Annotated in this window: 9 protein-coding genes; 8 read left to right on the forward strand and 1 reads right to left on the reverse strand. The window is 60.1% G+C overall.

Going from position 1 to position 11,341, the window contains the following annotated elements; all coding sequences use genetic code 11:
• Nucleotides 1-81: 81 nt before the first annotated feature.
• The 4 genes from BW09_RS07475 (at nt 82) to BW09_RS07490 (ending at nt 4,953) form a co-directional block, all read left to right on the forward strand.
• Nucleotides 82-1,314, forward strand: a complete 1,233-nt coding sequence (locus BW09_RS07475; protein ID WP_044090049.1) for a PLP-dependent aspartate aminotransferase family protein — start codon at nt 82-84, stop codon at nt 1,312-1,314.
• Nucleotides 1,315-1,690: 376 nt separating this feature from the next.
• Nucleotides 1,691-2,752 (forward strand): ABC transporter substrate-binding protein, encoded by a 1,062-nt coding sequence (locus BW09_RS07480; protein ID WP_044090048.1) that lies wholly within the window; start codon nt 1,691-1,693, stop codon nt 2,750-2,752.
• Between the two features lie 222 nt (nt 2,753-2,974).
• Complete coding sequence (locus tag BW09_RS07485) at nt 2,975-4,123, forward strand: ABC transporter permease (RefSeq protein WP_140463143.1); 1,149 nt, start codon at nt 2,975-2,977, stop codon at nt 4,121-4,123.
• Nucleotides 4,120-4,953 (forward strand): ABC transporter ATP-binding protein, encoded by an 834-nt coding sequence (locus tag BW09_RS07490; protein ID WP_081886537.1) that lies wholly within the window; start codon nt 4,120-4,122, stop codon nt 4,951-4,953. The genes BW09_RS07485 and BW09_RS07490 overlap by 4 nt, the downstream gene beginning before the upstream one ends.
• A gap of 299 nt (nt 4,954-5,252) precedes the next feature.
• Here BW09_RS07490 and BW09_RS07495 read toward each other — a convergent pair whose 3' ends face one another.
• Nucleotides 5,253-6,575, reverse strand: coding sequence for an O-acetylhomoserine aminocarboxypropyltransferase/cysteine synthase family protein (locus BW09_RS07495; protein ID WP_140463140.1), 1,323 nt, complete (start codon nt 6,573-6,575; stop codon nt 5,253-5,255).
• 467 nt (nt 6,576-7,042) lie between these two features.
• On the opposite strand from BW09_RS07495, the gene BW09_RS07500 reads away from it, so the two are divergent.
• The 4 genes from BW09_RS07500 to BW09_RS07515 all read left to right on the forward strand — a co-directional run bounded on the left by BW09_RS07500 (nt 7,043) and on the right by BW09_RS07515 (nt 11,288).
• Complete coding sequence (locus BW09_RS07500) at nt 7,043-8,422, forward strand: M20/M25/M40 family metallo-hydrolase (protein WP_181161788.1); 1,380 nt, start codon at nt 7,043-7,045, stop codon at nt 8,420-8,422.
• A 202-nt stretch (nt 8,423-8,624) separates the two neighbouring features.
• Nucleotides 8,625-9,818 carry a methionine adenosyltransferase gene (gene metK / locus BW09_RS07505; RefSeq protein ID WP_044090045.1) on the forward strand — a complete coding sequence of 398 codons (1,194 nt, stop codon included), beginning with the start codon at nt 8,625-8,627 and terminating at the stop codon, nt 9,816-9,818.
• Entirely contained in the window at nt 9,815-10,555 is a 741-nt protein-coding gene (locus tag BW09_RS07510; RefSeq protein WP_044090044.1) for a methyltransferase domain-containing protein, read from the forward strand. The genes metK and BW09_RS07510 overlap by 4 nt, the downstream gene beginning before the upstream one ends.
• 4 nt (nt 10,556-10,559) lie before the next feature.
• Nucleotides 10,560-11,288 (forward strand): bifunctional 2-polyprenyl-6-hydroxyphenol methylase/3-demethylubiquinol 3-O-methyltransferase UbiG, encoded by a 729-nt coding sequence (locus tag BW09_RS07515; RefSeq protein WP_044090043.1) that lies wholly within the window; start codon nt 10,560-10,562, stop codon nt 11,286-11,288.
• Nucleotides 11,289-11,341 lie beyond the last annotated feature (53 nt).

Here is an 11,341-nt window from a genome sequence, read left to right on the forward strand (position 1 = left end):
CAGCATGCCGTATGACTATCCGATTCGCGTCGATTTCGATTCATCTGACTATTGCACATAACACGAAAGGGAATACCACTGATGACAAGGTTCAACACGCAGCTCGTACATGGTCTGCCGGTTCATGACAACGATACGGGAGCGGTGAACCCGCCGATCTACAATTCCTCGACGTACACGTTCCCCTTCGTGGGCGCGACCCCGCGCTACGACTACGCGCGAAGCGGCAATCCGACACGTGATTTTCTGGAGCGTCAGATCGCGCAGCTGGAGCATGGCACGCGAGGGTTCGCGTTCGCATCCGGTCTGGCCGCGATTCACGCGGTGCTCTCCATCTTCCAGCCGGGCGATCGCATCGTCGCTGGCGACAACGTGTACGGCGGCAGCTACTCGCAGTTGAACGACCATTTCACCCGCTGGGGGCTTCGCCTGACCACGGTGAACACCTCCGACGATTTCGAGCGGTTGGAACGCGCCATCAGCGGCAACGGTGATACCGCGCCGGCCAAGGCCGTGTATTTCGAGACCATCACCAATCCGCTCCTGCAGGTCAACGATGTGAACCGCATCGCCGCCATCGCCCACCGGTACGGTGCCCTGGTGATCGTGGACAACACGTTCGTGACCCCGTATCTGCAGCAGCCGCTCGATCTCGGTGCCGATGTGGTAATTCATTCCGCCACCAAGTATCTTGCCGGCCATTCCGATGTGATCGCCGGACTGGTGGTCACCTCCAGCGAAGATCTGGCGAACCGCATCTACTTCGCGCAGAACCGATTGGGCGGCATTCTGCCTCCGGCGGAATGCGATGCCGTGCGTCGTGGCATCCAGACGCTGGCCCTGAGAATGGACCGCCAGCAGAGGAACGCCGCAGCCATCGCGCAATATCTGCTGAAGCATCCGCTGGTCAAGAAGGTCAACTATCCGGGATTGGGCAAGGACGGCGACCGTGAGCTTCAAGCCAAGGGCCTCAAGGGCGCCGGCGGCGTGCTGAGTTTCGAGGTGAAGGATGGCGTGGACCCCGCAGTGGTGCTGAACAACCTGCACGTGTTCCGTCTGGCGGTCTCGCTCGGTGCTGTGGAGTCCTTGGCCGAACTGCCCGCCCGTATGACCCATTTCGAACTGCCGCGCGAGGAACGTCTTAAGGTCGGCATCACCGACGAGTTGATTCGCCTGTCTGTGGGCATCGAGGATGTGAACGACCTTATCGAGGATCTGGGCCAGGCTCTGGAGAAGGCCTATGAAAGCCTTGACGATGATCGGCGTGAGTCCACCGAAGGTATCGACCAGCAGATTGACAGTCTGCTGTCCTGAAACGCCACAGAGATGGATTGGGGCGAGCGTCATGGAAGAGTAAAGCCAACGCGGCGCCGGTAATCCATTTCATGAATATGCGCGATGCTCCTCATGGTGCATCGCGCATATTCATATCTTGTATATAAGCGAATCATATACCCCGCTATCCAATATACGGAACTCAAAAACGTTGAAATCATGCGGTTGCCGCAATCCTACGCGGTACCATGAAAGTACTTCGCACGGCACGTGGAAAGGTTGGAATCAGAAGCCACGGGATCGTCGGGGGACGGAAGCGATCTGCTTCCGCGTATCTACCACATTGAGAACCATCAGGAAGTTATGTCTTGGCATGCGGCCAAGCAAAGGATGGCTCAGAGAGGGGTTGGGGATCATGCTGAACAAGCATCGTCTCATCATGGAAGGCACCGCCATTTTCGGTGTCCTGCTGACAGTATTGACATTCGGCGGTTGTGGCGTGAGCACCTCCGCTCCGTCCAGCAACACGGCAAGTTCCGACAGCTCGAACTCCCAGACCGCCGACTACAAATACGGCACTGTCGAATTCCCGAAGTCCAGCTCGCTGTGCAGCTCGCCTATCGGCATCGCCCTGGCAAAGGGCTTCTTCAAGGAGGAGGGCATCAACGCCAAGCTGGTGACCGCCGACACCGAGACCCGCAAGGTCGGTCTGGACACCGGCCGCTTCGCGGTGACCAACGGCGACTTCCAGTTCTTCCCGTCCATCGAGAACGGCGTGAAGACCAAGGTCGTCGGCGCACTGAACAAGGGCTGCATCAAGATCGCCGTCAAGAAGGGCTCTCCGATCAAGACCGCCCAGGATCTCAAGGGCAAGACCATCGGTGTCGATGAGATCGGCGGCACGCCGTACGAGGCCGCGAACCTGTGGCTCGGCGATGCCGGTCTGAACGTCGACCAGAAGAACGGCGATGTGAAGTACCTGCCGTTCGATGATGCGAACCTCGAGTTTGAGGCACTGCAGAACGGCCAGATCGCCGCCGCCGCCCTGTGGGATCCGCTGCCCACCATGCAGGAGGAAAAGGGCACCGTCGACATCATCTTCGATCTCGGCACGAATCCGCAGTTCGCTAAGCGCTTCTGCTGCTTCCTCTACGGTTCCAAGAAGATCATCGACGAGAAGCCCGATGAGATGGCCGCCATCATCCGTGCGCTCAACAAGGCCCGCGACTACATCGCCCAGCATCCTGAAGAGTCCGCCGATCTGGTGATGCAGAACAAGTACTCCACCATCAACGACAAGGCGCTGATCGTCAAACTGTTCAAGAGCTATGACTACGGCGTGAAGGACAACGAGCAGGCCCAGATCCAGGACGACGTGAAGTTCTTCTCCGAAGGTCTGAAGTCCATCGGATTCCTGAAGACCGACAACCCGGATGCGTTCGCCGATCAGGTCTACCAGAAGATCGACCTGAGCTGACGCCCAACGCCAACGTCATCAACATCATGACGGTTCGCTCCGAATATGCGGTTCGCATTCGCATGCAATGGTTATGACATAAGCATGCGTGAGCCGATGTTCGGGGCGTTCCGCCCTGATATTGCAGAACAGACACCGGAATCGGTGCCGGAGCGGGACGCTCACGACAATCAGTGGAGTATTCACAACAATCAAACGTCATTGGAAGGAAACCCGGGAACAATGAGCAGTATCACAGCTGAAGCGGTCGGCCAGCCGATCTCGGCCTCAAGGCTTGACGCGCGCGATGCGCAGCAGGGGACGGCTCAGTCGGAATCAACAGCTCTGAAGAGCGGCAGCGTCGGTGCTTCGGCGACTCCTTATGAGGCAGGTTCCGCGAAAGTGGCGCGCACTGTACCATATCCGATCGTCGTGGCGTTCTCCGTGGTGGGATTCGTCATCGCAGCCATCGTCAACGTGGTCTTCCCGCAAATCGCACCTGTGCAATTCAAGCAAGGCCAGATCTGGATTTTCCTGCTCAACGGTCAGGAAGCCTACCTGTTCCTTCTTGCGGCGCTGGTCGTGCTGTATGTCATCATCGGCGCGGTCGATGCGCGTGACCCGGTGTCCGCCGGACGGTATCGGTATCGCGCGCAGTTCCGTTTCGCCATGGGACTGCTGTTGGCGCTGTGGGATGTCACCGGCACCAAACTCCAGGTGCTGCCGCAGCCGTTCTTCCCCGGTCCCGCCCAGGTGCTGGAACCGTTTGTGACCGATGGCAACTACATCGCCTTGAACACGTTCTATTCGGTACGTCTGTTCGCGGCCGGTTTTGTATCCGGCGTGGTACTGGGTGTGGTGACCGGCGTGCTCATCGGATGGTTCGCCCGCGCCTACTACTGGGTGTTCCCGTTGCTGAAGATCACAGGTGTGATTCCTGCGGTCGCGTGGATGCCGTTCGCCTTGACCCTGATGCCCACCCCGTTCATCGCGGCCGTCTTCCTGCTGCTGATCTGCTCCTGGTTCCCGGTGGCGTTCCTGACCGCTCAAGGCATCCAGAGCACGCCGAAGATGCTGGTCGAAGCGTCGCGCACATTGGGCGCCCATACGCCGTACATCCTGTTCCATGTGGCCATTCCGAACGCCATGCCCAGCATCTTCACCGGCATCGGCATGGCCAACAGCCTTTCCTTCCTGACCTTGGTCATTTCCGAGATGATGGGTCAGCCCGGTGGCCTTGGCTACTACATCGATCAGGCCAAGGCATGGTCGGCATACAACGAGATTCTCGCGGCGATCGTGGTGATGGCCATACTGTTCTCCTTGATCATGAAACTTGTTGAACTCATCCGCGGCCGTGTGCTGCGTTGGCAGAAGGGACTGGTGAAATGAGCGCTGCAACGGCGACCGAAACTCAGGGGCTCTCCGGGGCTCCAGTGGATACGACGAACGGCAACGCGCCGCTGATCTCCATCTCGCATGTCGAACGTGATTTCGTCGGCGATGACGGCAGCGTCACGACGGCGCTGTCCGACGTGAACCTCGATATCCGCAAAGGCGAGCTGATCTCCATCATCGGCCCTTCCGGCTGCGGCAAGACCACGCTGCTGCGTTTGATTTCTGGATTGGACAAGCCGCAGCGTGGCGAAGTGTCGTTCAAAGGCCGTCGGATCGAGGGGCCGAACCCCGAGCGTGGCTATGTCTTCCAGCAGGGCAGTCTGTTTCCTTGGCTCACCGTGGAGGAGAACATCGCGTTCGGACTCAAGGCTCAGGGCAAGTACAAAGAGCACAAGGACGAGGTCGCCGAATACATCGCCAAGGTCGGCCTGCAAGGATTCGAGAAATCGTATCCGCACCAGATTTCCGGCGGCATGGCGCAGCGCGTGGCCATCGCACGCGCTCTGATCGACCATCCCGAAGTGCTGCTGCTCGACGAGCCGATGGGCGCGTTGGACTCGTTCACCCGTGCCGACCTGCAGGATCGGCTCCTCGATTTGTGGGAGAAGTACCACATGACGATGATTCTGGTGACGCACGATGTGGATGAGGCCATATACCTTGGCAATCGTGTGGTCATCATGACGCCGCGGCCGGGTCGCATCAAGGAGATTGTGCCGATCGAGCTGGCCCAGCGCGACCGTGTATCCGACGATTTCACCGCATACCGCAAGCAGTTGCTCACCAAACTGCACTTCAATGTGCACGCCGCCCACAACGACTGATTCCCATTCGGCACTTACTTCGGCTCCCCTCCATTATCGATATGGAGGGGAGCCGAAGCCGTATCGGAACAAAGTCCGTAAGCATATGGAAAAGGCGACCCATGCAGGTCGCCTTTTCCATATCGCCTGGTATGCCGCGTCAGCAATTCGTCATATTATGCCCTTGTCAGGGGAGCTGTCGGCAAAGCCGACTGAGGGGTAGTCGAACATACGTTACAGCTGTCTGAACAAAGCTGGTGACTACCCCTCAGTCCCTACGGGGCCAGCTCCCCTGAGGGGAGCCGAAACAAGTTCAGGAATCAGGCATAGACTTTCTGGAACGCCTGCTCCAGATCGGCGATGATGTCGTCCGGATTCTCCAGACCTATCGACAGTCGGATGGTGGTGGCGTCCACTCCGTTGATGGTGCGCGCCTCCTGCGTGAATTCGCAGTGCGTGGTGTTCACCGGATCGACGATCAGCGAGCGGGCGTCGCCGATGTTCGCCAGATAGCTGAACAGTTTCACGCTGTTGATGAATGCGGCGGTCTGCACGGCACCGCCTTCGAGTTCGAAGGACAGCACCGACCCGATGCCCAACGGATAATGCTCGGCGACCAGATCCGCCTGTGCGCTTCCGGGCAGTCCGGAATAGTTGACTTTGGTGACATGCGGCTGCTGCGACAGGTATTTCGCCACGGCGGTGGCGGACGCTGTCTCCTTCGATACACGCTCGCTGAGCGTCTCCAGGCCGATCAACTGCAGATACGCCTCGAACGGGCCCAAAACCGCACCGGTCAGACGCAAATACTTCAACCGCAGACGGCGGATGAACGCCAGAGGCCCTGCCGCCTCGGCGAAACTGCGCGGTGCGCGGCCTGCCGCCTCGCCAAGGATGTACTCAGGCTCGGTGAATTGCGGATACCGGCCGTTCGCCCAATCAAACGAGTCGCCGGAGGTCACCACGCCGCCGATGGCATTGCCGTGGCCGCTCAGCGCTTTGGTGGTGGAATACACGACGATGTCCGCGCCATGTTCGAGCGGGCGATAGAGATACGGTGTCGGCAGCGTGTTGTCGATGATGAGCGGGATGCCATGGCGATGAGCCAGCTCGGCCAGCGCCTCGACGTCGGTGATGACCGTGGTGGGGTTGGACACCGATTCGGCGAAAATCGCCTTGACATCGGTGTCTCCCGTATTGTTCGGATCGCCGATCAGCGATTCGATATGATCGATGTCATTGATGTCCTCCACGAAGTCCGTATGCACGCCGAACTGCGGCAGCAGGGTGCGCAGCGAGTCGAACGTGCCGCCATAGACGTCATAGGGCGCGATGATGCGGCCGCCGCCTTCAGCAGCGTTCAGGATCGCATAGGTGATCGCAGCCATGCCGGAGGCGACCGCCACCGCCTCCTTGGCGCCGTCGAGCTCGGCGATTCTCTTCTCCAGGAACGACACTGTGGGATTGGAAACCCGGGAGTACAGGAATCCTGGAATGTCCCCGTTGGCCACATCATGTCCGCGCTGCGAATTCTCCAACCAGAATGCCGCATTCGAATAGATGACCGGCGTCACGGAGTCGGCGTTGGCGCCGGGGTCGAACCCGGCATGCACCTGTGACGTCGCGAATTGATGATCAGACATAAACCCCTTCTTTGCAATGGCCGTGCGACGGATCCGAAGATACGTGGTCGCTGGATACATAGACGCTTCCCGACATCCCCGGCCGGAAAGCCATGCCACACAATCTATCAGCTTCCAAGGTGTGCCGTTTCGGGCTGCCAATCGGTAAAATTTATGATGTCATCAATGAAATGATTATGGACGGCGCCGCTGTGCGATTGGCCTATATCCATTGCTTATGGCGCACGCATGGGAGCTGCTTATAGCGCGTGCGGAGGGCTGCGCCGTCAGCGTTGCAATCATGCCGAATGTGAGCCGATTCTATATTTCTCTTATACCTTCATGTCCGAGGACACAGGGGATTTGTCGTTTGACGAGGCCTCGGAGCGACCCATACCATGCAGGCTAGGTAACGTCTCGCAATCAATGCAACGTCTCGCATGTCTTGGGGAAGCACGTGCGGGCGGACTCGTGGAAGGGAATACGCCGTGACGGCAATCAACGAATCGAATGTCATCGCAACCGCAGCCGCAGCCGGAGATGAGGCCATCGGTTTTCTTCAGGACCTGATCCGCTTCGATACGCGCAACAACGGTGACGGCACCTGCAACGAGCGTCCGGCGGCCGATTGGGCGGCGGAACGGCTGCGCGAGGCGGGCATCGAGTCGACCATCATCGAAAGCGCCCCAGGGCGGGCGATTCTTGTGGCTGAAATCCCGGGTGAGGACCAGACTCTGCCGACGTTGCTGGTGCATGGTCATCTTGATACCGTGCCTGCCAATCCTGATGACTGGTCGGTCGATCCGCTTTCCGGGCTGATTGCCCCCGACGCGGCTGGCGTCGAATGCGTCTGGGGCCGCGGCGCCGTGGATATGAAGGACATGGTCGCGATGTCGCTTGCCGCCATCCGTGCGCTGGTCAGGCGTGGGGTCAGGCCCCGTCGCAATGTGCGATTCGTATTGCTTCCCGACGAGGAGGCCGGCGGGCATATCGGTTCGGATTGGGTGGCCGAGCACCGCCCGGAAATCTTCGCAAACATCGGATATGTCATCAGCGAGACCGGAGGCTTCTCCGACTATGTCAACGGCAGGCGCGTCTACTATGTGCAAGTCGGTGAAAAAGGCACGCAGTGGTTCAGACTCGAGGCGCAGGGCACTCAGTCCCATGGGTCGCAGATCAACCATGACAATGCCGTGGTGCGCGTCGCCGAAGCCGCAGTGCGCGTCGCCGAATACGAGTGGCCCGTCGAACTCAGCCCGGTGACACGCGCGTTGTTGGACGGTCTGAGTGAGGTCAATGGCCGGACGGCCGATGCCAATGCGGCAGACGCCTCCTATGCGCCTGCCGACATCCAGCGGTTGGCGCAGTCGGCCGGGGCGACCACGGCGTGGGTGGCATCTTCGTTACGTAATACGTTCAATGTCAGCTCCATCGACGCCGGAAGCACGGTCAACATCGTGCCGGCCAAAGCGACGGCACTGGTGGATGGCCGCGCGCTGCCCGGTCAGGAGGATCTTCTGGTCGACACCCTGAAACGACTCGCCGGACCGGGCATCACCGTCACCCCGATACACCGCAGCAGCGGGTACCTCACCGAGCCGGATGCCGAGCTGTTCACAGGCATCACCGCGGTATTGCATGATCTGGACCCCGATGCCGTGGTGCTGCCGTTCCTCTCGTCCGGCGGCACCGACAGCAAGGAAGTCAAGCAGGTCAGCCCCGAGGCTCAGGCGTGCGGGTTCATGCCATTGCAGGTGCCCGAGGGATTCAGCTATATCGCCCAATTCCATGGCATCGACGAGCGCGTGCCGGTGCAGGCGCTGCGCTTCGGCGAGCAGGCCCTGGAACGTTTCATCGCAGAATTCTAGTGTTCCGTCTCGTATTTGGTTAAGGGTGCTGGCCCCCTCTGACGAGGGGGCTGTCAGCGAAGCTGACTGGGGGAGAGACGGAAGCTGAAGTCCTCAATTATCAGCGAGACAGGCCATCAGAAATACAGTGAGATTTAATCATTCCAACGTACACATCAATTCGTGCATACAGATACAACCACAACACAGAAGGGAACACACCATGACCAGACTGCTCACCTCCGAATCGGTGACCGAAGGGCACCCTGACAAGGTCTGCGACATCATTTCGGACTCCATCCTCGACGCTTATCTGACACTCGATCCGGATTCGCGCGTCGCCGTGGAGACCTCCGCCAAAGACGGCCTCGTGGTCGTGGAAGGCGAGGTGTCCGCGCCCCGCACGCTGGACCATGTGGCCATCGTGCGCAAAGCCATCGCCGACATCGGCTACACGGATGCCGCCAGCGGCCTCGACCCCGAAGGTGCAGGCGTGATCAACAACATCCGGCCGCGAGAATTCGACAGCAACGACGGCGGCGCATGGGGCAACTACGGCGATGACAAGCAGATCAGCAAGGAGGAGGCCTACAACACGTTCGGCGGCGACCAGGGCCTGATGGTCGGCTATGCGGCCGACGACACCAAAGCACTGCTGCCGCTGCCGATCTACGCCGCCAGCCGTCTGGCCGAGCGTCTCGCCTACGTACGCAAGAACGGCATCATCCCGCTGCTGCGCCCCGACGGCAAAACGCTGGTCTCCGTGGAATACGCGAACGACGACATCACTGATCCCCGTGCGATTCGTCATATCCTGATCTCCACCCAGCACTCCGACAGGATCGCCGTCGAAGAAGTGAGGGAGCAGGTGCGCAAGGAGGTGCTCGAACCGGTGCTCGCCACTCTGGATGTGGACGCATCTGAAGCGGAAGTGGTCATCAACCGTTCGCCGTTCATCAACGGCGGACCCAAGGCGGACGCCGGTCTGACTGGACGCAAGATCATCGTCGACACCTATGGCGGCATCGCCGGTCACGGTGGCGGCGCGTTCTCCGGCAAGGATCCGCGCAAGCCCGACCGCTCCGCCGCCTATGCCGCGCGCTGGGCAGCGAAGAACATCGTCGCCGCAGGCCTCGCGCGCCGCGCGCAGGTGCAGCTCGGGTACTTCAACCGTGTGGCCAAGCCCATCACCATCGACGTGGAGACGTTCGGCACCGAGACCGTGGATCGCGAGAAGATCCAGCGCGCGGTGGCAGACACTTTCGACTTCCGTCAGCTGGCCATCATCGACGAGCTTGACCTGCGTCGTCCCATCTACCGCAAGACCGCGGCATACGGGCACTTCGGCCGCGATGACGCCGACTTCACGTGGGAGCGCACCGACAAGGTGGAGGAACTTCAGAGGAACATCAAATGACCGATGCGTTCAGACACGAGTACTTCGACGACTTCGAACGCGACCATCCCAACATCTTCGCGGCGAAACTTGGCCTGCTCCGAACGGCGATCACGCTCGACGGTACGCGGGATATCGGTTATACGGTGTCGGTAGGAGCCGGCACCGGTTCATACGAGACCGCCCTGCGCAGCGACGGCCTCGTCGTCGACCGCATCATAGAACCGTCCGCGAACCTTGCCGCCGAGGCCCGCAGCCGGGGATTCGACGTCACCGAGGCGCTCGCTCAGGATGTGCCGGTCGCGGACGAATCAATCGACACTGTTTTCTACAACGGCAGCGCCTTCGGATTCATCGACGAAGCCACCCTGCGCGACCTGTTCCGAGCCCACTGGCGGCAGCTCAAACCGGGCGGCGTGCTCGCCCTGCTCGACGTGCCGCCCGCCAGCGCGCTGGGACTCGCAGTGCAGGCGTCATTCCGCATCGCGGGGGAGTCGTATATCGGCGAAGTGCTGCGGTCCAGCTGGTACAGCGCCGACACCCCGCACAAGGAGTATTGGCGCACCACGGAGGAGTACCGAGCGTTCCTCGAGGACGGCGGCTTCACTCAATTCTTCACCTGGCAGACCCTGCGCAGGCATCTGATCTACCAGAACGACGCCGTCGAACCGGTCGTCGAAGGGTATCAGGAAGGCAGCTACGTGGCCTTGGTAGCACGTAAAGACATCGAATCAGACCATCACATCGATCGGAGATAACACCATGGGAGAACCATTCATCGACCGATATCAGGACAACGGGCGGATTCTGGACGAGACGTGGCAGGCCCGGCCCAACATCTATGAATCACGGCTGCGTCTGCTGCATCGCGCGTTGACCACCAAGGAGCCGGGCAAGATCCTGTCCATAGGCATCGGCTCGGGCATCTTCGAAACGCTGCTGAGCGAACGCTACGGCATCACCGTGGCGGAGGCCGTGGAGCCTTCCGCAAGCCTCGGCGCAGAGGCAAAGGCCAAAGGGATCAACGTCGTGCAAAGCACCGCCCAGGAATACGACTATGCGGGCGCCCCCTACGACACCATCGTCTACAACGGGTCAAGCTTCGGTTTCATCCCGGACGATGAAATCGAGGCGACGTTCTCCCGCAACCGCGAGGCGCTCGCCGATGGTGGGCGCCTGGTGCTCACCGATGTACCGGAGGAGAGCGCGCTCGGCATCCTCCTGCAGTTCGCCCAGAAGTATGAGATAAACCGCAACGATCTTGACGATCTGCTCGTGGGAACCACGTTCTTCAACCTCGATACGCATGCCTACAAGCCGAACTGGCATCCTATCACCTGGTACGTCGCGCTGCTGGAGCGCATCGGATACCACGATCTCAGGTTCTTCCAGACCGTGCTCTCCAATCCTCCCTATCAGAAGGACACCGTCGAGGATCCGATTGAAGGATACACCAAGGGCAACTACGTGGCCATCGTAGCCGAACGCTGATAGTCAGCCTATGAAAAAGCCTCTCCGTAAGGAGAGGCTTTTTCTGTACAGCT

It is taken from the genome of Bifidobacterium sp. UTCIF-1, from assembly GCF_006408915.1.
GTDB lineage: Bacteria > Actinomycetota > Actinomycetes > Actinomycetales > Bifidobacteriaceae > Bifidobacterium > Bifidobacterium reuteri.